This is a genomic window from Lysinibacillus sp. NPDC056185, from assembly GCF_047737915.1.
GTDB lineage: Bacteria > Bacillota > Bacilli > Bacillales_A > Planococcaceae > Lysinibacillus.
In genome coordinates, this window is the sequence record NZ_JBLLLQ010000025.1 from 12,220 (window position 1) to 36,932 (window position 24,713).

At 34.6% G+C, this 24,713-nt stretch carries 22 protein-coding genes; 1 reads left to right on the forward strand and 21 read right to left on the reverse strand.

The window, feature by feature from the left end:
- Nucleotides 1-4: 4 nt before the first annotated feature.
- Complete coding sequence (uvrB, locus tag ACMZ42_RS20235; RefSeq protein WP_415732556.1) at nt 5-1,984, reverse strand: excinuclease ABC subunit UvrB; 1,980 nt, start codon at nt 1,982-1,984, stop codon at nt 5-7.
- 737 nt (nt 1,985-2,721) lie between these two features.
- Nucleotides 2,722-2,964 (reverse strand): IDEAL domain-containing protein, encoded by a 243-nt coding sequence (locus ACMZ42_RS20240; RefSeq protein ID WP_370078485.1) that lies wholly within the window; start codon nt 2,962-2,964, stop codon nt 2,722-2,724.
- Nucleotides 2,965-3,189: 225 nt separating this feature from the next.
- Here ACMZ42_RS20240 and ACMZ42_RS20245 point away from each other — a divergent pair, with 225 nt between their 5' ends.
- Nucleotides 3,190-3,699: a competence protein ComK gene (locus ACMZ42_RS20245; RefSeq protein ID WP_415732557.1), complete on the forward strand. Its 510-nt coding sequence runs from the start codon at nt 3,190-3,192 to the stop codon at nt 3,697-3,699.
- Nucleotides 3,700-3,768: 69 nt separating this feature from the next.
- Here the strand turns inward: ACMZ42_RS20245 and prfB are convergent.
- The 19 genes from prfB to ACMZ42_RS20340 all read right to left on the reverse strand — a co-directional run bounded on the left by prfB (nt 3,769) and on the right by ACMZ42_RS20340 (nt 24,622).
- Nucleotides 3,769-4,873, reverse strand: a protein-coding gene (gene prfB, locus ACMZ42_RS20250; protein WP_370078309.1) for a peptide chain release factor 2 whose coding sequence is annotated in 2 segments (ribosomal slippage) — nt 3,769-4,797 and nt 4,799-4,873 — 1,104 coding nt in all. Because the reading frame shifts where the segments join, the coding sequence is not laid out codon by codon here.
- Nucleotides 4,874-5,044: 171 nt separating this feature from the next.
- Nucleotides 5,045-5,590 (reverse strand): competence protein ComK, encoded by a 546-nt coding sequence (locus tag ACMZ42_RS20255; protein ID WP_415732558.1) that lies wholly within the window; start codon nt 5,588-5,590, stop codon nt 5,045-5,047.
- Nucleotides 5,591-6,007: 417 nt separating this feature from the next.
- Nucleotides 6,008-8,518 carry a preprotein translocase subunit SecA gene (gene secA / locus ACMZ42_RS20260; protein WP_370078313.1) on the reverse strand — a complete coding sequence of 837 codons (2,511 nt, stop codon included), beginning with the start codon at nt 8,516-8,518 and terminating at the stop codon, nt 6,008-6,010.
- A 281-nt stretch (nt 8,519-8,799) separates the two neighbouring features.
- Nucleotides 8,800-9,351, reverse strand: a complete 552-nt coding sequence (hpf, locus tag ACMZ42_RS20265) for a ribosome hibernation-promoting factor, HPF/YfiA family (RefSeq protein ID WP_370078315.1) — start codon at nt 9,349-9,351, stop codon at nt 8,800-8,802.
- A 177-nt stretch (nt 9,352-9,528) separates the two neighbouring features.
- Nucleotides 9,529-9,912 carry a PilZ domain-containing protein gene (locus ACMZ42_RS20270; protein ID WP_415732559.1) on the reverse strand — a complete coding sequence of 128 codons (384 nt, stop codon included), beginning with the start codon at nt 9,910-9,912 and terminating at the stop codon, nt 9,529-9,531.
- Nucleotides 9,913-10,124: 212 nt separating this feature from the next.
- Entirely contained in the window at nt 10,125-10,535 is a 411-nt protein-coding gene (gene fliS / locus ACMZ42_RS20275) for a flagellar export chaperone FliS (RefSeq protein ID WP_415732560.1), read from the reverse strand.
- A 76-nt stretch (nt 10,536-10,611) separates the two neighbouring features.
- Nucleotides 10,612-10,971: a flagellar protein FliT gene (locus tag ACMZ42_RS20280; protein ID WP_415732561.1), complete on the reverse strand. Its 360-nt coding sequence runs from the start codon at nt 10,969-10,971 to the stop codon at nt 10,612-10,614.
- A gap of 30 nt (nt 10,972-11,001) precedes the next feature.
- Nucleotides 11,002-12,588 carry a flagellar hook-associated protein 2 gene (locus ACMZ42_RS20285; RefSeq protein ID WP_415732562.1) on the reverse strand — a complete coding sequence of 529 codons (1,587 nt, stop codon included), beginning with the start codon at nt 12,586-12,588 and terminating at the stop codon, nt 11,002-11,004.
- 23 nt (nt 12,589-12,611) lie between these two features.
- Nucleotides 12,612-12,992, reverse strand: coding sequence for a flagellar protein FlaG (locus tag ACMZ42_RS20290; RefSeq protein ID WP_415732563.1), 381 nt, complete (start codon nt 12,990-12,992; stop codon nt 12,612-12,614).
- Between the two features lie 1,163 nt (nt 12,993-14,155).
- Nucleotides 14,156-14,908, reverse strand: coding sequence for a GDSL-type esterase/lipase family protein (locus tag ACMZ42_RS20295; RefSeq protein WP_415732600.1), 753 nt, complete (start codon nt 14,906-14,908; stop codon nt 14,156-14,158).
- 178 nt (nt 14,909-15,086) lie between these two features.
- On the reverse strand, nt 15,087-16,136 hold the full coding sequence (gene pseI, locus ACMZ42_RS20300; protein ID WP_415732564.1) for a pseudaminic acid synthase: 1,050 nt from the start codon (nt 16,134-16,136) through the stop codon (nt 15,087-15,089).
- Nucleotides 16,124-16,699, reverse strand: a complete 576-nt coding sequence (locus ACMZ42_RS20305; protein WP_415732565.1) for a formyltransferase family protein — start codon at nt 16,697-16,699, stop codon at nt 16,124-16,126. Before ACMZ42_RS20305 ends, pseI begins: the two co-directional genes overlap by 13 nt.
- A gap of 13 nt (nt 16,700-16,712) precedes the next feature.
- The gene (gene pseG / locus ACMZ42_RS20310) at nt 16,713-17,774 is read right to left on the reverse strand and encodes a UDP-2,4-diacetamido-2,4,6-trideoxy-beta-L-altropyranose hydrolase (RefSeq protein ID WP_415732566.1); all 1,062 of its coding nucleotides are present in this window, start codon (nt 17,772-17,774) and stop codon (nt 16,713-16,715) included.
- Nucleotides 17,775-17,794: 20 nt separating this feature from the next.
- Complete coding sequence (locus ACMZ42_RS20315; RefSeq protein ID WP_415732567.1) at nt 17,795-19,552, reverse strand: N-acetylneuraminate synthase family protein; 1,758 nt, start codon at nt 19,550-19,552, stop codon at nt 17,795-17,797.
- Between the two features lie 2 nt (nt 19,553-19,554).
- Nucleotides 19,555-20,709, reverse strand: a complete 1,155-nt coding sequence (pseC, locus tag ACMZ42_RS20320) for a UDP-4-amino-4,6-dideoxy-N-acetyl-beta-L-altrosamine transaminase (protein ID WP_415732568.1) — start codon at nt 20,707-20,709, stop codon at nt 19,555-19,557.
- A 56-nt stretch (nt 20,710-20,765) separates the two neighbouring features.
- Nucleotides 20,766-21,389: a pseudaminic acid biosynthesis-associated methylase gene (locus ACMZ42_RS20325; protein ID WP_415732569.1), complete on the reverse strand. Its 624-nt coding sequence runs from the start codon at nt 21,387-21,389 to the stop codon at nt 20,766-20,768.
- 40 nt (nt 21,390-21,429) lie between these two features.
- Nucleotides 21,430-22,401 carry a UDP-N-acetylglucosamine 4,6-dehydratase (inverting) gene (gene pseB / locus ACMZ42_RS20330; protein ID WP_415732570.1) on the reverse strand — a complete coding sequence of 324 codons (972 nt, stop codon included), beginning with the start codon at nt 22,399-22,401 and terminating at the stop codon, nt 21,430-21,432.
- 29 nt (nt 22,402-22,430) lie between these two features.
- Complete coding sequence (locus ACMZ42_RS20335) at nt 22,431-24,263, reverse strand: motility associated factor glycosyltransferase family protein (RefSeq protein ID WP_415732571.1); 1,833 nt, start codon at nt 24,261-24,263, stop codon at nt 22,431-22,433.
- Nucleotides 24,263-24,622, reverse strand: coding sequence for a hypothetical protein (locus ACMZ42_RS20340; RefSeq protein ID WP_415732572.1), 360 nt, complete (start codon nt 24,620-24,622; stop codon nt 24,263-24,265). Before ACMZ42_RS20340 ends, ACMZ42_RS20335 begins: the two co-directional genes overlap by 1 nt.
- Nucleotides 24,623-24,713: the final 91 nt, after the last annotated feature.

Genomic DNA, 24,713 nt, shown 5'->3' on the forward strand with positions numbered 1-24,713 from the left:
CCATTCACCCTTCTAACTTCAATTCAAATATTGTATCGCGCAACTCAGCAGCACGTTCGAAATCGAGTGCTTTTGCCGCTTCCTTCATTTCTACTTCTAAAGTGGCAAGTAACTGATCTCTTTCCGCCTTCGTCAGCTTCTTACCTTTTGTAGCCTTCGTTACATAGGATTCTTCTTCCTCAGCTACCTGTGTCGCACGAATAACATCAGGAATTTTCTTAACGATCGTTTTCGGTGTTATGCCATGCTCTTCGTTATACGCCATTTGCAGTGTTCGACGACGCTTCGTTTCCTCAATCGCCTTTTTCATCGAATCCGTCATATTATCTGCGTACATAATGACATGACCATTGGCATTACGCGCGGCACGTCCAATCGTTTGAATTAATGAACGCTCTGAACGTAAAAATCCTTCCTTATCAGCATCTAAAATCGCCACAAGGGAAACCTCAGGAATATCTAGCCCTTCTCGCAATAAGTTAATGCCGATTAAAACATCGTAAGTACCTTTTCGCAGCTCGCGAATAATTTCAATTCGCTCTAGCGTCTTAATCTCTGAATGCAAGTACTCCACCTTTAAGCCCATTTCTTTCAAATAAGCTGATAAATCCTCTGACATTTTTTTCGTCAATGTCGTCACGAGCACTCGTTCATTACGAGCAATACGACCTTGAATCTCATCGATTAAATCATCAATTTGCCCTTCAATAGGACGTACCTCAATTTGTGGATCAAGCAACCCAGTTGGACGAATAATTTGCTGCACCATTTCCGGAGTATGCTCAAGCTCATACGGGCCAGGTGTTGCCGATACATAAATAGCTTGATGTATATGTTTCTCATATTCTTCAAAACGTAAAGGTCGGTTATCTAGTGCTGATGGCAAACGGAAACCATGCTCAACTAGCACACCTTTACGTGCTTGGTCACCGTTATACATCCCTCGAACTTGTGGCAAAGTAACGTGACTTTCATCGACAACAAGTAAAAAATCATCAGGGAAATAATCAAGTAGCGTATATGGAGTTGCCCCCGCTTCACGCAATGTTAAATGACGCGAGTAGTTTTCGATACCTGAGCAAAAGCCCATTTCACCCATCATTTCTAAATCATAACGAGTACGTTGCTCTAAACGCTGTGCCTCCAATAATCTATCCTCTGCACGTAAATGAGCTAGACGCTCCTCCAACTCTTTTTCAATATTTTCAATGGCTTTTCGCATTTTTTCTTCTCGCGTAACGAAGTGGGATGCTGGGAAAATAGCTACATGATCACGATCCGCTAATATTTCACCAGTTAACGCATCCACCTCGCGAATTCGATCGATCTCGTCCCCAAAAAATTCCACGCGGATACATTGTTCGTCTCGGGATGCAGGGAATATTTCCACTACATCGCCACGTACCCGAAACGTACCACGTGTAAAACTCACATCATTACGCTCATACTGTACATCGACCAATTTTCGAAGCAACTGATTACGTTCAATTTCCATTCCAGTCCGTACCGATACGACCATTTCACGATATTCTTCTGGAGAACCTAGACCATAAATACAGGACACGGATGCAATAATAATGACATCATCACGCTCGAATAATGAAGATGTTGCAGAGTGACGCAACTTATCAATTTCATCATTAATGCTTGAATCCTTCTCGATATAAGTATCCGTCTGCGGTACATAGGCCTCTGGCTGAAAGTAATCATAGTAGCTGACAAAGTATTCAACTGCATTATTAGGGAAGAACTCTTTAAATTCACTATATAATTGACCCGCTAATGTTTTATTGTGTGCCATAATAAGCGTCGGTTTTTTTACCTGTTTAATGACATTAGAAATCGTAAACGTTTTTCCTGTTCCTGTTGCACCGAGCAACGTTTGATGACGTTTACCTGCACGGACACCCTCCACTAATTCCGCAATTGCCTGTGGCTGATCTCCATTAGGCGTATATGGCGCTTGTAAATCAAATGTTTGCACACATGTCCCCGTCCTTTCCTACCAATTTGATACATATATTTTAGCATAGCATTATTAAAATTTCGAACATTTAACGAACGAATGTTTGTAAAAATTTTTCCGTATGCTATATTTAAGGTGATCGTGATAGAACGTATGTACTAATTACAACCTATCTATAAATAGATTACCCTTTCCAAATGTTAGCTAATCGAGATGGGTAAATGTAAATGCCCTAACTTAGAGGGATCTCGGTTGCCAGTAAATCTGATCAGCTGGAATGAATATCCGCTCGGGTTGCAGGTAGATCTGATTAGATGGAACGGATATCTGCTCGGGTTGACGGTAGATCTGATCAGATGGAACGTTTAGCTGCTCGGGTTGACGGTAAATCTGATCAGCTGGAATGAATATCTGCTCGGGTTGACGGTAAATCTGATCAGATGGAACGTTTAGCTGCTCGGGTTGATGGTAGATCTGATCAGATGGAACATTTAGCTTACTCGGGTTGACGGTAGATCTGATCAGATGGAACGTTTAGCTTACTCGGGTTGACGGTAGATCTGATCAGATGGAACGTTTAGCTTACTCGGGTTGACGGTAGATCTGATCAGATGGAACGGATATCTGCTCGGGTTGACGGTAGATCTGATCAGATGGAATGAATATCTGCTCGGGTTGCCAGTAAATCAGATCAGCTAGAACAAAAATAGCAAAAAAATCCCGCTCTCCAATAAGCGGAGAGCGGGCTCGTCATATTATTCACTTGCATCTTGGTGTAAAATTACTAGTTCGGCTGCGTATAGATGAAATGCCTTTTCATCTTTTTCATCGAGTGCTCTATCTATCAGAACCATGAGCTGCTCTTCACGATGCATACGCTGGATATGATTTAAAAATAAATCTAAATAAATCTCGTTTAATAATTTCTCTGCCTCATCAACTTTCTTAGACTGACCAACGGCTTTCAGAAAATCTGTATACGAATAATATTTATCCAACGATCTCACCTCGATCCTTTTCTAAATTATAAGAAAATTGAAATTAAAATGCAATGCTTAAGAACTGAAAATCACTTCGATTTACTATTAATCTCGTGCAATTTCAAGCAATTTCTCTATACAATCGCTTGATATATCAACGGTTTTCTCTTTTTATCTATATTTTCAGAATTTAAATTTGTGTTCTACACTTCAGTAACAAATAGAAAAAGGAGGTTTACATAGATGTCATCAAACTACATCAATGGATATTTAATGTCTTTCAACACCTATTTACTTCAGCCAATGCAGTATGACTCTAAAATTTTCACAAGGGTAATTGATAAGCATAATGAGCTGATCGCCACACGGAAACCAATGCATATATTACGAAAATCTTGTATCTCACTAGGAACAACCTATGAAGCAGCAAGACATTCCGCCAAACGCTTTTTCGGCAATCAACATAAGCTTCCAATCGTTGTTGCTTATGATTATGGTTATCCTTGTATTTTCCTACCAACGTATTCTCCTAACTCTATCCACAATATTTGGATTGGACTTCACGCCATTTCGAATATTGTACCGAGTAAAATGGGTTGTATCGTTACACTGAAAAATGATAAACAGATTGAGCTACCTATTCAATATGCTTCGATTAGCAAGCAATTTGTCAATGCATCGATGCTTTATAAACATTACATGAATGAACGTAAGGAGATTAGCCAAGACACTCCGTATCATCCACCTTTTTAATTTGAATGGTCTATCAAACTAAAAAACCCCTCAAAAGCACAGTTTCATTGTGCCTTTGAGGGGCTTTCATTACCCGATTTTTGAACGTAAATATGCATTAATGAATGGATCTACATCGCCATCCATCACTGCTCCTACATTACCTGTTTCTTCATTTGTACGATGATCCTTCACCATTGAATATGGATGGAATACATATGAACGAATTTGTGAGCCCCAGCCGATTTCCTTCTGTTCACCACGGATTTCATCTAGCTGTGCCTGCTGCTTTTCGATCTCTAATTGATAGAGTTTCCCTTTTAACATCGTCATTGCTTTTTCACGGTTTTTAATCTGTGAACGTTCTGCCTGACATTGTACGACAGTACCAGTTGGAATGTGCGTAATACGAACAGCTGAATCTGTTGTATTAATGTGCTGACCACCTGCACCTGTTGCACGATACGTATCAATTTTTAAATCCTCTGTACGAATATCAATTTCAATATTGTCATCGAATTCAGGCATGACATCACAAGAAACGAACGATGTATGACGACGACCAGAAGAGTCAAACGGTGAAATACGTACTAAACGATGGACACCTTTTTCTGCTTGCAAATAGCCATAAGCATTATGACCCTTAATGGACAATGTTACAGATTTAATCCCTGCTTCATCGCCTGGAAGATAATCAACTGTTTCGACTTTAAAGCCACGTTTTTCCGCCCAGCGTGTGTACATACGAAGCAGCATTGAGCCCCAATCCTGAGATTCCGTACCACCTGCTCCTGGATGCAGCTCTAAAATCGCATTATTTTGATCGTATGGACCGCTTAATAGTAATTGCAGCTCAAAATCGCCCATTTTTTGCTGGAATTCTACTAATTCATTGCCTAGCTCCTCCTGCAATTCTTCATCAGGCTCTTCGCGCAATAGTTCTAGCGTCATATCTAGGTTCTCATACGTTTCCAATAAATCTTTATACTCATTAACTGTTGCCTTTAAGCCATTACTCTCATTAATGATTACCTGTGCCCCTTGCTGATCATCCCAGAAAGCTGGCTCAAGCATCATTTCATCTAATTCTTGAATGCGTGCCTCTTTGTTTTCTAAGTCAAAGAGACCCCCTAAAATCCGCCAATTTTTTGGCTGAAGTGTCTAACGCGTTACGTACATCTGCTAATTCAATCATTGTTAAATCCTCCGAACATTATTAAGGGGGCAAACTTGTATGATAGAAGTTTAAAAATCAGCAAATAAAATGATTTTAAAATACTGATACTTCATTTTTAAAGCCCCGATCTCTTTATTATAACGTTTTTACGGCGGAAAACATACTTTTTTACAACACAGAGGATTCGTTTCAGTCTTTTTCAGCTTCATCCTCAAAGATAACATCGTTCGCCATACGTTGGAATACTTTACCTTGATCATATTGAACTAATAAATTCTTTGTTCGTTTTTCCAGTTTATATTTTAATAAATAAGCTCTTTGAATTCTGGTTTCAAATGCTCTAACGCTTAGATCTACATTAGTTTCATAGCCGTTCATAAAAATTACTTTTGTATTCTTTTTATCGACAGCTAGATAGTCCTGAATATGATGAACAGCAAACCATATACATTCCTGTCGTAAATAAGACATACTTGGAAACCATACAATATTACTTTGTTCATTAACAACAATTGGATTTTTATTCAACTTTCCAAGTATCATTCTCGAGCCATCGAAAGCCCCTCTTAAGCTAGAACCAAAATAACGTAGATTATAATCCATTAATTTTGTCGGCGCTAATTTTGATATATATTCGTAATCCCTTTCTATTACACGTGTACACAAGTTACCATGGGCATCATACTCCGGTATATACAGCATCGTTTTACTACTCATAATGTCATCATTATGCATGTCAATCCTCCTTAAAATAGTATTTATCCAATGTAATTCCTCGGGAAGGTCTGGCCATGACATCATTTCTCGAGGATTTTTTATATCCACCCATGAATCACCCCCTTTATTCAAAAATCAGGTTCAAATGAACGAAACTTTTCAACTATTCATCTTTATAATAAATCAGAAAAAAGTTATAAACATTACCCTTTTTATTGAACTATTTACCTATTGTTGTAGTATCATATATCTTTTTCTGAATTTTCCGTTATTTCATTTCATTTAAACTTTATTGAAAAACCTCCTACTTACTAACTAACGATTGTTCGCACATTTGCTATGGTCTTAGCTAGCAGAATGAGTATCGTGAAAACATCCTAAAACATAGAAAAAAGACCATTCTAACATAAAGTTAAAATGATCTTTTTCGAAAAATTATTGAGCTGCACCATGGCAGTTTTTAAATTTCTTACCGCTTCCGCATGGACATGAATCATTACGCCCGACATTTTCTGCCTTACGAGCAGGTTGCTTTTTCGGAGCTGAGCCGCCATCCTCTTTCGGATTAACAGCTTGACCTTTTGCAACTTCCTCACGCTCTAAATTATTATGGATTTCTGCCTTCATCGCATATTTTGCTACATCTTCGCGAATGGAAGCGACCATATCCTCAAACATAGCAAAGCCCTCTTGTTGATATTCACGAAGCGGGTCATTTTGACCATATGCACGAAGATGGATACCTTGACGTAGCTGATCCATAGCATCGATATGATCAATCCACTTCGTATCAATTGAACGTAATAAGATAACCTTTTCAAATTCACGCATACGCTCTGGCGTAAGCTGTTCTTCTTTTTCATCATAACGCGTTTGGACAGCGTTAGAAATTAGTTGGTTAATCTCTTCTGCGGATTTACCTTGGAAATCTTCCACCTTCAAATCGCCTTCATCTAATAGGTTTGCTGCAACATAGTCATCAATTGCTTTTAAATGCCAATCTTTTTGCTCACCTTGCGTATACAATGCGACAACGTTGTCGATCGTTTCTTGAATCATAGACTCAACAAGCACACGCATATTTTCTGTTTCTAATACGTCGTAACGCTCTTTATAAATAATCTCACGTTGCTGACGTAACACATCATCATATTGTAATAGACGTTTACGAGCATCGAAGTTATTACCTTCAACGCGTTTTTGAGCTGATTCTACTGCTCTTGAAACAACTTTAGATTGTAGTGGCTGTGAATCATCCATCCCTAATTTCATCATCATGTTCTTCATATTATCGGAGCCAAAACGACGCATTAATTCATCTTCTAGTGACAGATAGAATTGAGTAATCCCCGGGTTCCCTTGACGACCAGAACGACCACGTAGCTGATTATCGATACGACGAGATTCATGACGCTCCGTACCAATTACCGCTAAACCGCCAAGCTCCATTACACCTTCTCCAGGTTTAATGTCCGTACCACGACCAGCCATGTTCGTAGCAATTGTTACTGCACCCTGCGTACCAGCATTCGCAATAATTTCTGCTTCACGCTCATGGTTTTTCGCGTTTAATACGTTATGTGGGATTTTATGTTTATCCAATAAATTCGAAATAATTTCAGATGTTTCAATAGCAACAGTACCGACAAGAACTGGTTGTCCAGCTCTATGGCGCTCTGCAATATCTGCCGCCACCGCTTTATATTTCCCTTCCATCGAAGCAAAAATTAAGTCCGGACGGTCATCACGAGCAATCGGCTTATTCGTAGGAATCGCCACAACACTCATATTATAAATATTACGGAATTCCTCTTCCTCTGTTTTCGCAGTACCTGTCATACCCGAAAGCTTTAGATACATACGGAAGTAGTTTTGGAACGTAATTGTCGCCATCGTCATCGATTCATTTTGAATCTCTACGCCCTCTTTAGCTTCAATTGCCTGATGCAGTCCATCTGAGTAACGACGACCTTTCATTAAACGACCTGTAAAGCCGTCAACAATAATGATTTCGCCCTCTTGTACAACATAATCAACATCATTATGCATACTTACATGTGCCTTTAACGACTGGTTAATCGCATGGTTTAAACGCACATGTGTTAAATCAAACAGGTTATCAATGCCAAATGCTTTCTCTGCTTTTTCAACACCAGCATCTGTTAACGTAACACCTTTTGTAGATTCTTCATATGTGTAATCTGTTTCCGCACTTAACATACGAACAAACGCATTAGACTGTTTATAAAGCTGCGCTGATTTTCCAGCCTGACCCGAAATAATTAATGGCGTACGCGCTTCATCAATTAAAATCGAGTCAACCTCATCGATTACCGCAAAATGTAGCGGACGTTGTACACGTTCTTCTTTATAAAGCACCATATTATCACGTAAATAGTCAAAGCCAAGCTCATTGTTTGTACTATACGTAATATCAGCTTCATAGGCTGCACGTTTCTCTTCTTTTGACAGGCTGTTCAAGTTTAAACCAACCGTTAAGCCTAAGAAATTATATAAATGCCCCATTTCTTCAGCATCACGACTCGCTAAATATTCGTTGACTGTCACAACATGTACGCCTTTACCAGTAATAGCATTTAGGTAAACAGCCATCGTAGCCGTTAACGTTTTACCTTCACCGGTTTTCATTTCCGCAATATTACCTTCATCTAGTGAAGCAGCACCCATAATTTGTACACGGAATGGGTACATCTCTAGTACACGCTTTGACCCTTCTCGACAAACGGCAAAAGCTTCCGCACGAATCGAGTCTAAATGCTCTCCGTCGGCATAGCGTTTTTTAAACTCTTCTGTTTTCGCTTGTAATTGATCATCTGAAAGCTGTTCCATTTGAGAAGCGAATCCTTCAACCTGGTCAGCGATTTTTTCTAATTTTTTTAGTTCACGTTTATTGAAATCAAATAATTTATTTAATAGGTTTGCCATGAATTTTTTCACTTCCTATATAGTCTCAACTTTCATTTTACCATTGTGTAACAGTTTCATGCAAACAGAGTCCTTAGCATGAAAGGAAATCATATCAATAACGCCTTGGCGTGATTGCGTCCGGATTTTGAATTGTGCTAGCACAATTCAAAATCCGTGATATCTGCCAGAGGCTTATCTTCATTCAGTAGGCGTTCGGTGAAAATTGAGGTAAGAATTCCTACTGAATGAAGATAAAAAAGGCTCCCGCTTTTCGCGAGAGCCCTTGTGCATATTAAAGTTTAAGTTGTTTCAATTAAGCCATATTTACCGTCTTTGCGTTTATAGACAATATTTGTGCCGTTTGATTCTGCATCTGTAAAGATATAGAAATCATGCCCTAGCATATTCATTTGTAAGACAGCTTCTTCTTGATCCATCGGTTTTAAATCAAATTGCTTTGTACGAACAATTGAGTATTCATCTTCCTCTGTAACTGCATCAGCGGCTGCTTGAGAAGTAGCAAAATAAAGGCCTGTACCTTCGCGCTCACGGAATTTACGGTTTACCTTTGTTTTATGCTTACGGATTTGACGTTCTAATTTATCAACGATTAAGTCAACCGCAGCATACATATCATTATGACGCTCTTCTGCACGAAGAGTTAAGTTCTTCATTGGAATTGTAACTTCCACTTTAGTTTGCTTGTCATTATAAACCTTTAAATTTACGTTAGCATTGGCGTTAACATCTTCGTTAAAATAACGTTCAACTTTTTCGATTTTGTTTTCAACATACTCTCGAATAGCTGGAGTTACCTCAATATTTTCACCGCGAATGTTAAAGTTTAACATGTAAACTCCTCCTTTATAACTGCTATACTATATACTTCTACACAAGTGTGCGAAATTCCTCTAAAATAATTCTTTTTTTCAAAAAAATTTTTTCCTGAAATAATGTGTAGCATCTGCGAAAGCAAAGAAGTTAGATATGGGATGAACAAAATCATCCCCCACTGATGAATACTTCCTTTATGAATTAATGCTATTTAGTTTTGCCTCATCAGCTTCTCTTCTTCGGCGTAGTTTCAACTCTTCGACAATCAAATCCTCAACCGATTCTTGATTATTGAAATTCACGCCATACTGCTTGCCATTACCAAAAGGACGGCTCCAAATGACTTCACCATAAGCTCGTACCTCTCTTGTATCCAGAATAAAGCGTAAATCCAAAGGACGAGGATTGACACCTAAATCCACCTCAGTAAACATCTTTAACCCTCGTGGACTAATATCAAGCAAATCAGCCATTGCCGTTTGCGCTTGATCGACTCTACCTTCCTCATAAATGGCAAAAGTCATTTTAACAGGCTCCTCAAATTTAAATCGAAAGCCTTCTTGGCGCTTAAATATCATCTTCCCACCTCAATACTATTCTAAACATCTATGTAGCTTGATTATGACATGATGCATGTTTTACATCCAGAGGGAATAAGTAACATATTTTACTGATTAAAGACCTATTTTATGGCTAATTATATGTTTCCCTTTTGTATGATATAAAATGCCGTGTCTCGTATTTCTTGTAAAGAAAAGAGACCATCTTGAATCGATGGCCTCTATGTTGTCTAAATTTGTCCAGCGTTTCCCTGGCCGTATTGCTGCTGTCGATTGATGCGAATAACTTCCTTCCATGTATCACGGAATTCCGTCACTAATCCCTCAACTTCTTCAATAATAGCGACATCACTTTGAATGTTTGCCTCGACTAAACGACGGTTGATATATTCATAAAGGGCAAACATATTCTTTGACACTTCGATGTCCATATTCAAAGTCGCCATAAGCTCGCTAATAATCGCCTGTGCTTTTATAAGATTTGTATTTTTTTCTTGAATATTCTTTTCTTGAATGGCTAGTTTCGCTTTGTGCAAGAACTTTAAACATCCATTATAAAGCATTAACGTCAGCTCACCAGGGGAAGCAGTGGTAACACTATTTTGTTTATACGCGTTTTGTGCTGTTAGATTTGCTGCCAATAAAGGACAACTCCTTTGAAAGGTTACTTATTTACTAGTTTAAACCATTTTATGAAGAAAAGCGAATAGGTAAATATTAATTCTTTTTGTCATAATACATTCCATCCATCACTCGAACATTCGAGTATGGATCGAAGTATTGTCCTTCACTTTTTTTCGTTTTCTGTAAGTTTGCCATATCCTGCTTTACGGCGCTCATGACAGCAGCCAATCGTTCTTTTATCCCATGATCTAATTCAAGTAACGTTCGATGAATACGATTCTGTTCGTCGAATCGAAAGCCTTCTTGAACCAAATCTTCAATAATTTTCTCACGCTTGTCTAACATACTGTTGATATTATCAATATATTCATCACGCTCTTCACCTTTTGGAATGTCGCCCAAAAGTTTGAATAAATTAGCTGATACCTGCAATAGTTGATCTATTAGTTGCATAATATTCTCCTACCTTGCTAATTAGAAATCTCAACCTGCACCTTGCATGAACATACTAGATTGCTGGTTTGCTTTATTGATCGCTTGCTCCATGGCTGTAAATTGTTTCCAGTAACGCTGTTCAATATTCTCTAATTTAACTTTCCAAGTGTTTATTCGACTATCAACATCTAATAAATTTTTACCAATTGAGTAGTTTTGTTCTGTCATAGTTGCTTTACCAGCTTTTTTCTCAATGTTAGTAGTAAATGTACTCATTGAAGAACGTAACTTTTGAACAACCCCTGGTTCTCCTGGATTATTTTCGGTAACTGTATTGGTAAATGTTTTTACAACAGCCTCTGGATCTTTAGCAATTGCAGCACGTAACTTCTCATCATCTATTTTTAATTTACCACCGTCAGTATAATCATTAGATGTTGTTATCCCCAACTCATACAATGTATCTAGCTCAGCGTTAGTACTACCACCTTTTTCGTACATATTGCTACGTAATGCAGAAAGACCACTTCGGATCATTGAATCACTTCGAAGAATACCACTTTTTGCCTTTTCTTCCCACTTTTCGATATCCGATTTTTCCATATCAGCTTTTTGTTCATCTGTTAATGGTGTAAAGTCTCTATATTTTTTTTCCTTTGTTACATTATTTAGAGACTCTACAAGACCATTATATGTGTCTACAAATTTTTTGATTTGATTAAACAAATGGTCTGAATCAGTTTTAGTTGTAATGCTAATTGGCTTAGTTCCCGTATAAGTATCATTTAGAGTAACCGTAAAACCATTCAAATCGAATGTATTAGAAGATCGTTCAATGTCAATTCCATTAACAGTTAATTTTGCATTTTGTCCATCTGTATTTAAAGCATTCGCTGGATTTGATACTCCACCTGAATGGGACAAATCAGGATTTACCCCAAAACCAAGTTTTTGAAAAATACCAGCAGAATCCTTTGTAACATATAAGTTTACATCCTCAATAGTTTGAGTAGTTCCACCTTGTTCTAACTCTAACTTACCACCAGTACCTGTTGCATCAGTTGTAATCGATATTTGACCTGACCGCTCATCATAAAATGCTGAAAGTCCAGTCCCATTATTTAATTTAGATAGCACACTATCAATTGTATCTGTTTGTTTAAATGATAAATTAACATCTTTAAAAGTACCGTCTTTTTGAAGAACTTTCATTTCAATAGTCTGATCACCAGTGACACCTATGTCTTCTAAAGTAGTGGACTTCGTGATAGCACCGCCACCTGGTAATGTTGTACCGATGTTACCTACACGTCTTGTTGAAGTAGCTAGTTGTGTAACTGAAGAAATGTCTACGCTAGCACCATCTTTTGCCGATGTAGCTGTAGCAGAAATTGCATTATTACTACTTGTTGTAGTCTTTTTCCAAATATCTTTTTGTAAAAGCATTTCTTTTGATAGAAAATCATCAAACGCTTTGATTTGCTTATTGACATCTCGGTACGCGTCACGTTGCCATTCATAAGTCTGCTTTTTTTGATAAAGTTTATTTAATGGCGCCTTTTCTGCCTTCATCAATTTTTCTACAAGACTATCAATATCCATTCCTGATGCTAAACCACCAATTCGATTTACCATACGAAAAACCTCCAATGTATTCTTTAAATTTTTTCGTCTACAATCATTCCTACTTGTTTCTGCATTTCATAAAAAGCGTCTAATAATTCTTTAGGCGGAATTTCTTTAATCACTTCTTCTGTTTGCGAATCGACAAGTTGAATAAAATATTTGTCCAACCCCTCATGTAACACAAATTTAGAACGTCTATGATCCACCTCTAGAAATTCATTCACAGTGTTTACCGCTTGCTTTAGTTCATCAATTGGAAATTCAGATGTTTCAAGACCAAATTGCGCTTTATTTTTAGAAACCACTTTTTCTTCTATAATAGCAACTTGAGATTGGGTATTTTCTGTTGTTGCTATGTTATTCCCAACGTTTTTCTGAACTGACATTTCTGTGTTTTGTGAAGCAATACGCATAATAAACCCCTCCGTGAGATAAATTACTTTGTATTTATACTATCGGACTGTAAAATTATTTTTTCACAAAAAAATAGAAAATAGCGGAAAAGGTCTGCAGTAGTTAAATATTAGTAGAACCAATTGTATGATGTTAATTTGTTATTTCTTTAACTTTGACATTGAGTCATGATTGTAGATAACGCTGTATTTAACAAAAAATAAAATATTTCAATTGGAGAATTATCAGCGAGCGCGCCTTCTCGAGATATGCTTGGAATTCCTTTTTTGATTTTTTAGGCATGTTTGGAATCAAAACTTTTCCACAACGCTAAATATATCATTTTGGCAAATTAGGTAATTGAATAAACTAAGATGCATTATTTGTCCAAAGGTAAATAAATAATATCCTTAACAATTTCTCCGTTGGTTTCATACTGTGCTAAGAATGACATAAACAAGTAGCCAGTACATTTACGTTTCTTTACCTTCATAGCATTGCCAGTTATTTTTTACAACATAGCACATCTACTCTCCCACTATTTGTACTATGTCTTTTGTAGCTCACTTCCTCTCCTTATTTTAAAACTTTAATCTATTTAGTTTAATAATGATTCTTTTATTTGGAACTTAGCAGTTTCACTTTCATGCTTAGGTCCTTATATTGTTTTCTATAAATGCGCTTATTAGTATGTACAAAAACGCTCGTTTAACCATGTACATTTTTGATTTCCGCTGTATATTACAACTTTACAAGGAGGGGCGATCATGATAACCTCGTTCGGTCAGCCAGCTCTTATAATAGCCGGCTTTTGGCTGCCGAATCATGTGAGTAGAGGTCTCCATGTCAAGTTGTAATTATTAATACACATGTATAGAGGAGCGCATTTTGAGCGAAAGTGTACATGCTTAGATAAGCAAAAATGTACATTTCGATACAGACATTTATATGTTTGTTGACGCTGTAACCCGCATCTTTTACAATTTCATCCACGCCTTTATCTGGGAATAATTTAAAAAATTAAATTCTTGTAATTGCTAATCTCATTTTAATTGCTTTCATTTTTACTTCTATCACTCGTGTTTCACAAAAAAACACCTTCACGTTGATTCTGCAAGGTACTATACCCATTTTTCAACGAAAGGTGTTTTACTTTTCTCCAGCTTTCAAGCTGGAGAAAAGTTTAATTTCCCGACTGTATTATTTTGTTTGCTATTCCTATCAATTCCATTAATTCTTTATCAAACTTATTTGTTTTCAAAGAATCTAAAACATTTCTTAATTTAACTATATTATTATTTTCAATAAGCAAAAGTATGTAATTGTACAAATTATCCAAATTTCCATTATACTTTTCGTATGCTTTTTCAAAAAAATTAAATGCAGTTTTAAAATCCTCATCATTGAAACATTTTGTTCCCAATTCATTATAGATATAAGAATTAACTATTTTAATCACTTCTGTTGCGACAAGCTTATTTCCATTAGGGTTAATGTGTTGGTCATCTGGCAATAAATACGTAGAAATAGCAGTTGACTTAATGAACTGTTCCATATCAATAAAATGAATTTGTTTTTCATTTAAGAACTGTTTATAGATATTGTTATAAAAGTTAATCTCTTGATTTATTTCGGGATAACGAGACTCCATTTTTTCGGAAGTTGGACAAATTCCAACTATTATCATTTGACCATTTGGTCGCTTTTTTAACAAATCTACTATCCCATTCATAGAATTAAAGAATTCACCCTTGCTAACAAACTGTTTACCATTTTCCCGTATCCAACAATCTACAATTCCTATTTGCAAAACTATTATGTCCGGTTCATAAAAGCATAAGTAATCAATAAAGCCTTGATTAACATGTTTTATTGTACATGCTCTAGTAGCACGATTAATTACTTCAATATACGGATAAACCCAAATTCCTCCAATAGTGTTCTTTGCAAAATTGAGGAATAAGTTTGACTATAAGAAACAGCTAATCCTTTTCACTAGGGGAGTACTGTAATATTCTATGCGGTCGCGGTAAACCTAATGAATCTCCTAAAACAAGTATTCTCATAAATTCCTCCATCATTATAACAATGAAATAGTACCCTTGTTCTTTATACTAAATTTGGTTCCAACTAATTGGTGTACCTCTAGAAATATCAAACTTTACTTCTTTACCTAATACATGGTTAATATACTTCGGCTCTAATCCATATCCCGGTCGCACAATTTTCACATTATCCATTGTAAATTTCTCACCAGTTTTGATGTCCTTTGAAGCATATAGAGATCGACGAAATTTTAATGATGCTTCTTCTTTTTCAGTTGGACCGTACTTAATTTTGCCCATAGCTAGCCATGCGCGTTCTGTTTCCTCAACAAGTGCTTTCATTTCCGCTGGTTCCATTGAGAATACTGAGTCCACGCCACCATCTGCTCGATTTAGAGTAAAATGCTTTTCTATAACTGTTGCACCTAAAGCTACTGAAGCTACTGCAACTCCAGTTCCCATTGTATGATCAGATAAACCTACTTGAACATTAAATAAGTCACGCATATGAGGAATTGTTGAAATATTTGTGTTATCTGGAGTTGCTGGATATGTACTTGTACATTTTAATAGAATTAAATCTTTACAACCCGCTTGGTATGCTGTTTGTACAAGCTCATCTAACTCAGATACTGTCGCCATCCCTGTGGAAACAATCATCGGTTTTCCTGTAGAAGCTACCTTTTTGATTAGTGGCAAATCAGTGTTTTCAAATGAGGCAATTTTATATAAAGGAACATCTAGTTCTTCTAAAAAATCAACTGCTGTATCATCAAATGGTGTACTAAATGCAATTAGACCTAGTTCTTTCGCTCGGTCAAAAATAGGTTTATGCCATTCCCAAGGTGTATATGCTTCACTATATAAATCATATAAACTTCTATTCTTCCATAAACTCTCTTCATCATTTATCATAAAGTCTGGTGAATTATTATCCAAAGTTAAAGTATCTGCAGTATACGTTTGTATTTTTAAGGCGTGTACTCCTGAATTTGCAGCTGCTTCAACAATCTCTAAAGCCCTTTCTAATGATTGATTATGATTCCCAGACATCTCTGCAATTATAAACGGCCGATCATTTGAGCCTATTGAAATGTTATTTATTTTTATACTTTCCATTTAAAATCCTCCACTTTTTTTACTTTAGTATCCCACCCTTGAACAAGTAAATGTGCATACCTTTCTTTTTCATTTGATGAATGATAAGTGCCTTTGCCTATTTGACACACAGGATCAATTTCCATGTTTCTTATTTTGTACCAATTATCGATAAATAATTCTTCAATTATATTTGATAATTTTTCATATGAAGTACGTAAGGTTTCGTTTTTATTGAACTTAACCTCTTTTTGCAGAATAATATCCCCAGTATCAATTCCTTCATCAATAAAGTGAATTGTTACTCCCTTTTTTGTATTATCAATAAAACTCCAGAAATTAGGATCTGCGCCACGATTCCAAGGAAGATAGGAAATATGTAAATTTACGATTCTGTTTTTATAGTAATCAGTAACAACCTTAGGAATTATATGACGATAGCCATAACTAATAATTATATCGTAGTTTGGATCTATAAACATCTCACTGGATAATCTATTCTCGTGATGAATTATCTCATCTTCATATAGTTTAAGCTGCTGTATTATATTTGCTCTAAATGGGCCAATATAAAGTATTTTCAACGTCATTAACTCCTTAGATTATGCTAGTAATATAATTTATTAATTCTTTTTTTTCAAGGACGTTTACATCTATTATTTCCCTGCATTTATTTGACATATTCGATATATAAAGATCATCTTTTACAAATTTTAAAATTGAATCCTTGAAAACTTCTTCATAATTTTCATTATAGTGTCCAATATAATTTGCTGCTCCTATTTGTTGAATATCCTTAGCTATTTCAATTTGATTTTCAGCCACTGTAATAATCAAAGTTGGCTTTTTAAGCACGCATCTTTCTATGACAGATACTCCCCCTCCTCCTATACAGAAGCTTGATTCATTTATTAACCTAGCCATATTTGTTACATTAAAATATGAAGTAAATTGATTATTCAGTTCACAAAATCTTTCTATGAGTAATTTTTCAGGATTACTAGAACCTATAATTATTGTAATTATATACTTATTAGGAATTATATTTTTTAATAGTTTACATACTTTTAAGGTCTCGCCTGTCGGATCCGACCCGCCAAACGATATAAGAATATTATTATTTTTATTATAGTTTAAATATACTTCTTTTATAAATTCTTCTCTTAATAACGCATTATTTGGTCCTAAATATTTTTTACAATGCTTTGGAACTAATTTATTATACCTATCATTCATATTAGAATAAAAATTTTGATCTAATAATATATCACAATCATGCTCTCGATTAGCCAGGTCATCTATGACCATTATTTCCCTAGTGTATGGACGGATCCTCTTCTCCCATTTGAAATCAATTGCATAGTGATCTACAACAAATAAGTCAAAGACCATACCATCTAGTACATCTATTGTTTCAACTACATCTTGTTGCCAATTATCCGAAATCCATTGCCAAGAATCTTCTATTTCAATTTTTGGCAAAACCCTAATCGAAAAATGCTTGGCAATATATTTATTCATATTTCCCTTTAAATCCCGTGTAATAAAGGTAATGTTCATTCCTTTATCTTTCAATTGGTTGGCTAGAGTAATACATCTCATAACATGCCCTGAACCAATTTGTATAGAGGCATCGACTTTGAAACAAATATTTTTCATTTTATGCTCCTAAAAATTAATCATGTTAATTGACAACTTTTATTAATCTTTTGAATTAACTCTTCATCTTCTGCCCACTTTAATGAAACAGAATGGTTCAAGTATGCTATTTTAGGATTTTTTAAAAGATACTCTTTTAATTGTACATAATAGATAGGCTCTTCACTATTTACTAAATCTTTATAAATATGTTCGAATAAATTGTAATCCAAAATTTCGTCCAAAGTTAATCTCCAATTATATTTATTGAACTCTTCAGGGAGACTAATCATTTGAACTTTAAAAATGTTGACATTATTTTTAAAATAAAATGACAAATATTCTGTATACTTAAATTCATTGTCATACTTACTCAATTTGATTAAGGATTTAACATCATAAACGTCAGGGGCAATACCAATAGGATGTAACAAATCAGTTAGAGTAGCATCCGCATTATTTTTAATATGTTCTCGAACCATTAAATCAATAACTTCTGGTGAAATAACAGGACAATCTCCAGTAACACGTAACAGAATATCTGCTTCTGTCTCTGTTGCCACTTGTAACAAACGGTCTAAAACATTATCTGCATCACCTTTAATAACTTTTACTGTACCGTTTAAATTAGCTTTTTCTAATTCTGCATCAGCAGCTAAATCAGAAGTAGCTAATACAACTTCATCCACAATATTTGCTGCTTGACAATTTATAATACAACGTTCAATAGAAGTTATACCGTTTAAAGGCATTAATGCCTTTTTTAAAAGTCTTGTTGATTTTAATCTACCTACAACCCCAATAACAACCTTTGCCTTTCTAACAACTTGTTTATTTACAGGTTGATTTTCACTCATATCCGATTGGGCAATATATACTTCATTGGCTTCAAAATCATGAGGCATAAATGCTGTTGTATCATTACATCGCTTATATTCTATATCTTCAACTGTAATATACTCACCTTTCTTTATATGTCTCTTTGTAACAACCCTAACAGCTGCGTTTAAATATGCTCGCTCTTCTTCATAAATTATAGAGGATCCCATTATAATAGAAGCATTTTTAATTTCATCTATCATTTTTTTAAATTCTGATGGTTCAAGAGAAGAATAGTAATCATAGCCTTTTAATGAACGGTCTAAAGTAATATGTTTTTCGATAACTTCAGCTCCTGCAAACATAGCATATTTTGGAATACTAACAGCTGTTGGTAGAGAAGCATCCTCATGATCTGCAAATCCGACTTTGATATTGTATTTTAATTTTGTTTCTAAGATTCGTATCAAATTAGAATCTTTAGTTTTTGTTGGATAACCCTGATATCCATGTAAATATGTAATTTTTTCTTGATAGTTAGTGAAATTTTTGAAAAGATCCTCTAATTCTTCCTCGTACCAACCACCAATACCAATTAATAATGGCTTATTTAAAGCTTTTATATTATTAATTAATGCTTTAGATTGAATGATTGTAGCAGGGATTTTAATACCGAAATATTTATCTTGGTATTTTCTAGCCATTTCTAAGCCCCATGAATCAAAAATATCAATCCAAACCTCTAGTTTCAATTTTTGACAATGTTCTAAAACTTGATTCCATTGTTCCTCCGTAAAAAATAATTCTTTATAAGTTTCGTACCATTCGTAATCAGGTGTTGACAGCGAATCATACTTAAACCATTGAAACTTAATAGCGCCAGCACCAATTTCCTTTACTTCATTTACAAGTAACATTAGTTGTTTAAAATCACCTTGGTGTGCATTTGCTATTTCTGCTATTATTTTAGGTTTATTCATCTTTATAAATCTCCTTTTATTACTTCTTTAACTGCCCCAATTACGTCATGCACATCATTATCAGTCATTGCAGGGAATAATGGTAATGATATAATTTTTTCATATAATCTTTCCGTTTTCGGTAGTGAACCAATCTGATAACCTAAACCTTGATAATACGGCATTGTGTGTATAGGAATATAGTGGACGTTTACACCAATATTACGCTTTTGTAATTCCTCAAATATTTCTTTCCTAGTTGTGTTCAACTGCCCTATTTCTAATTGAATTACATATAAATGCCAACTTGAATTTGTATCATTCAATTGATGCGGGACTGTGATTTCTTTTATATTTACAAATGCCTCATTGTACATCGATACAATTTCGCGACGTCGTAAAATAAAGGCATCCAACTTATCCATTTGACTAATACCAAGTGCAGCTTGAATATCTGTCATACGATAATTATATCCTAAAAATTTCATTTCATAGTACCAAGGTCCATGATTTTCATTTAAAAGTCCTATGTCTCGCGTAATACCATGTGAACGAAACTGGAGAAGCTTTTCGTAATATTCTTTGTTATCAGTAGTAATAATCCCACCTTCACCTGTAGTTATATGCTTAACAGGATGGAAGCTAAACATTGTCATGTCACTAATAGATCCAATTTTTTGCCCCTTATATGTTGCGCCTAAAGCATGAGCACCATCTTCAATCACAATTAAATTGTATTTTTTCGCAAGTTTATGAATAGCATCTATATCAACTGGCTGACCTGTAAAATGTACAGGAATAATGGCCTTAGTTTTATCAGTTATACACTTCTCGATTTCTACTGGGTCTATATTATAAGTTTGTTCATTAATATCTGCAAAAACTACGGTACCACCCATGTAACGAATGCAGTTTGCACTCGCAGCAAAGGTAAGTGATGTTGTAATGACCTCATCCCCTTCACTTATCCCTGCAGCAAAGCACGCTCCGTGTAATGCCGCTGTCCCATTGCTAAAAGCAACTGCATACTTACTTCCTACATATTGCGAAACTTTCTCCTCAAATTTTGCTAACATAGGACCAGTTGTTAAATATTCACTTTTCAAAACATTTATTACTGATTCTATATCAGACTCATCTATATACTGTCTGCCATATGGTAAATACAATTCTCTCATAAAAAACGCTCCCTAAAGAAAAGATGCAGTCAAAGACTACACCTTTTAATCTATAATTACTTTTCTAACAAGAACCAAGTAATATCATCTTGTGGAAAATTATTATCTCTATGATAAACAAATCCATAATCGACTAATTTTAAATCTGGATATAAATTTAAAATTTCCCCCACAAAATCTCTTTTGAATAATCTATTTTCATGCCCACGATAATTAATACTTATTGGTGATGGATTATAGTACTCTGCTACACAAATATATTTTGAAGAGGATTCATATAGTTTCTGATAAACGTTATTTAATTCATCAGGATTAATATGTATTAATACACCCTTTATCAAAGTTAAATCATATAGTTTCTTTGGTTCAAATTCTAAAATTGAATTTTGGAAAATATCACCATCATTTATATCAATAACATTTTTTAAAACGCTAACTGCCTTCTCATTTATCTCAATTGCAGAGCACCTTACATTTGGTAATAATGTTTGTATTGCTCTTAAATTAAGACCAATGTTAGCCCCAAACTCTAATACTGAATCGATATTTGTTGTTTTTTCTAAAATTTTTGAAAACAGTCTAATATTGCTAGGTAAATATAAATCAGCAGTATTCCTTGTAAGATACTCATTTCCAAATTCACCATACCAGAATGCCTCTTGCTCTGTTTTAAATTTCATTTAATTTTCCTCACTTTCAAGATGTAATCCAAAATTCTTCTTATATTTCGTTTGTAAGTTTCTGTAATTGGTCTATTTTCAACCAATCTGTATTATTATCACTCGTATATGCAAATCCTTCTTGTAATGCCTTTCCACCTTGTAATTGTCCTTTTGCCCACCAAGAAAACTCAGGCTGAATAACATAATAATCGTTGAATTCTATTGTATGGCGTGCATCATCTTCCATTATCATTGCTTCATGTAACTTCTCACCCGGACGAATTCCAATAATTTCAATCTCACATTCCGGTGCAATTGCCTCGGCTAAATCTGTTATCTTCATACTAGGGATTTTTGGTACAAATATTTCTCCACCATACATTCGTTCAAGGTTGTCTAAAACAAACTGCACACCTTGATCCAGAGTAATCCAAAAACGTGTCATTCGGTCATCTGTAATAGGTACAGTTCCCGTCTCTTTAATTTTTTTAAAGAAAGGTACTACACTACCGCGGCTGCCAACCACATTCCCGTAACGTACTACTGAAAACTTTGTATTTTTTTCTCCCACGTAAGCATTTGCAGCTACAAATAATTTATCAGAGGCTAATTTAGTGGCACCATATAAATTTACTGGTGAACATGCCTTATCAGTTGAAAGTGCAATAACCTTCTCAACACCTCGATCAATTGCTGCTTCTATAATATTTTGAGCACCATGAATATTAGTTTTAACCGCTTCAAATGGATTATATTCACATGCATCTACATGTTTCATTGCCGCTGCATGAATAACGATATCCACACCATCAAATGCTCGGTAAAGGCGGTCTTTATCTCGTACATCACCTATAAAGAAGCGAATTCTTTCATCATTAAAATCTTGTTTCATTTCATATTGTTTTAGTTCATCACGACTAAAAACTATTACTTTTTTCACACCTAAAGTTAGTACTTTATTTATAAATTTCTTTCCAAAAGAACCTGTTCCACCTGTAACCAGCACTACCTTATTCTCTAATATACTCATTTTTCTCTACATCCTTCATATAGTTATTACTATTTAAAACCTTGCTGTTTCAATTCATAGAAAGCAGGTTGTACATATACAATAGCCGAATAAATCGTTTTCATATAGCTACCAAAAATTTCATCAAATAAATTTACTTTCTCTCTTGGTAATCGCATTTTTGCGATTTTTGGGGAATTGATTATGAATTGTTCATGTTGAACACGTGTCATTGGCTGAATAATAACTTTGAAAAAGTCATTTTCTTGAATCAATTCAAATAGCTTATCAAAGGCTGTCAAATAAACCTCTAATTTTTTATAAAGAGCAGTTTTATTCATATGATTAATCGTGTCTAAATACTCCAAGCATTTATTTGACAGTTTCAATAATTCATCAAAACTACGCTCTAACTTATTGAAATTCTCTTTTGCAAAATCCAAATTATACGAACTTTCTCCAGCGCTCCAATTCTTTGGAATAATATCAGTTTGGGTTAATACATTATTAATTACCGATTCAATTGTCATAAACCGCGTTCCTTCAATATGGGCACCATTTTTAGTCGTATTAATAAATTCAATATGATTATTTCTAGCTATATAATACTCTAGATTTTCTTTCATTTTTAAATATTCATCCCATGTTGCTAACTTTTCACCTGTAACACTGATTGTATATTTCTGATTTTCAATTTGTTGTTCTGATATTTCCCTTGGATTAAACTTATAATCTATTCCTTCAGAATATTTTTTGTTATTTAAATACGCTAAATTTTGTCCAGCAAAAATTATAGGTTGCATTTCTAGTTTCATTAATGCTTGAAGTGTCATATTCGCTACAGTGACTGCATCATAAACTACAATACCCTCATCGTACTCCAATAAATATTCAGAAAATTTATCTTGATTTAACATAAAGCTAATCATTTTTCCCGGATAACCATTTAAAACCTCAAAGCCTATAGTACTACCAAATACTAGAGGAATATCAAGATTTTTTTCTTTCAATTTTTCTGCTACAAATTGATTCTCGTAGTTCGGATCTACACTAAAAAATGCATCTGGATAAATGTCCTTTGCTATTAATGCGTTTATGGCAGATCCCACCGCGAATATATACGCTCTTCCTTCTTCTTTAATTTGTTGAATATATTTAAGATCTTGTGCTAATGAGGGACCTGCAGCAACAATAATGACAGGTTTATTTTTTAACTTCTCTTTATCTAAGTCAATTAACAAATTAGGAGTTTGTAGTAATTTAGGAAAATTAATAATCGAATTAATAGACCAACGTTGCTGTAATTGTGAATTAACTCGCATATACTCTTTTTTATTTTCCATGACTTGCCCAAGTTCTTTATGAAACTCTCTAATTTGATCATTATATAATTGCTTAGTAATTGGCAAACTTATATCTATTGCATATTCAGAATAATATTTGAAAAAGACTTGCTTGTTATATATTTCATCAATAGATGTAAAAATTTCTACGATTCTCTTTTTATATTTTTTTAACTCAAATCGCTCAAGAAACACTGATAATACTGCTGCATTCGGTTCAAAAACAGAAAATTTTATTGTAGGATTAGCGTCTAAAATCAATTTTATATGATAACCTAATCCAGTTCCGATGAATAAAATATGTTCATATTTATTCAATTCACTATATTTTTGTATAAATGACTCTGCTTCTTTGAGCGGGTTATATTTACTATGTACATAATAATGATTTCGTTCTTCTTTAATAATTAAAGTTTCATTACCATTTTTTGCAACTTCAATTAAAATAGCTTCTTCTACTTTACCATTAATTTCTCCGAGTTTTTTATATAGATTTCTATTCTTTTGCTGAAGTAAATGCATGTTGTCAGGAAAAATCATTAGTTCTCCACCTTTTTCTCAAAAGTCCAATCCTCTGAAGCTTCAAATAATGCCTGAACTTCATATTCAAACAAGTCTGCAACCAGAATATAATTTTCCTGTTCAAGCGCTATATTAATTTCTATAAAAAACTCACTTGCTTCTTTTATAGAGCTATTCACTGTAATATTTAATTGACTCATCTTATCTTCCACACTAATTAACCAATTAAGTCCTTCTGCTAAATCAATTATATTTTGAAAAGCTATTGCCATTTTCCCTTGTCGTAAATCTTCAGCAATTAGTCGGCATCCTCTTGATATCTTATTAACATAATTAAAGTATGATTCTTTAGTTTCATTTATAAGTTGTTGTTCCATCTGTATCCCCTCATTTCCACGGAATTTCATTCTTTTATTATATCGACTAAAACTTAAAACATTCAATATTCGACACCAGAAATTAAATTTT

What these genes read in the sequence shown, in the direction of transcription:
- ACMZ42_RS20245 (WP_415732557.1), top strand. Translation starts at nt 3,190, where the DNA reads ATGTCATCAAACTACATCAATGGATATTTAATGTCTTTCAACACCTAT.
- ACMZ42_RS20255 (WP_415732558.1), bottom strand. Translation starts at nt 5,590, where the DNA reads ATGCATAATGATGACATTATGAGTAGTAAAACGATGCTGTATATACCG.
- secA (WP_370078313.1), bottom strand. Translation starts at nt 8,518, where the DNA reads ATGGCAAACCTATTAAATAAATTATTTGATTTCAATAAACGTGAACTA.
- hpf (WP_370078315.1), bottom strand. Translation starts at nt 9,351, where the DNA reads ATGTTAAACTTTAACATTCGCGGTGAAAATATTGAGGTAACTCCAGCT.
- ACMZ42_RS20270 (WP_415732559.1), bottom strand. Translation starts at nt 9,912, where the DNA reads ATGATATTTAAGCGCCAAGAAGGCTTTCGATTTAAATTTGAGGAGCCT.
- ACMZ42_RS20280 (WP_415732561.1), bottom strand. Translation starts at nt 10,971, where the DNA reads ATGCAACTAATAGATCAACTATTGCAGGTATCAGCTAATTTATTCAAA.
- ACMZ42_RS20285 (WP_415732562.1), bottom strand. Translation starts at nt 12,588, where the DNA reads ATGGTAAATCGAATTGGTGGTTTAGCATCAGGAATGGATATTGATAGT.
- ACMZ42_RS20290 (WP_415732563.1), bottom strand. Translation starts at nt 12,992, where the DNA reads ATGCGTATTGCTTCACAAAACACAGAAATGTCAGTTCAGAAAAACGTT.
- pseI (WP_415732564.1), bottom strand. Translation starts at nt 16,136, where the DNA reads ATGGAAAGTATAAAAATAAATAACATTTCAATAGGCTCAAATGATCGG.
- pseG (WP_415732566.1), bottom strand. Translation starts at nt 17,774, where the DNA reads ATGAAAAATATTTGTTTCAAAGTCGATGCCTCTATACAAATTGGTTCA.
- ACMZ42_RS20315 (WP_415732567.1), bottom strand. Translation starts at nt 19,552, where the DNA reads ATGAATAAACCTAAAATAATAGCAGAAATAGCAAATGCACACCAAGGT.
- pseC (WP_415732568.1), bottom strand. Translation starts at nt 20,709, where the DNA reads ATGAGAGAATTGTATTTACCATATGGCAGACAGTATATAGATGAGTCT.
- ACMZ42_RS20325 (WP_415732569.1), bottom strand. Translation starts at nt 21,389, where the DNA reads ATGAAATTTAAAACAGAGCAAGAGGCATTCTGGTATGGTGAATTTGGA.
- pseB (WP_415732570.1), bottom strand. Translation starts at nt 22,401, where the DNA reads ATGAGTATATTAGAGAATAAGGTAGTGCTGGTTACAGGTGGAACAGGT.
- ACMZ42_RS20335 (WP_415732571.1), bottom strand. Translation starts at nt 24,263, where the DNA reads ATGATTTTTCCTGACAACATGCATTTACTTCAGCAAAAGAATAGAAAT.
- ACMZ42_RS20340 (WP_415732572.1), bottom strand. Translation starts at nt 24,622, where the DNA reads ATGGAACAACAACTTATAAATGAAACTAAAGAATCATACTTTAATTAT.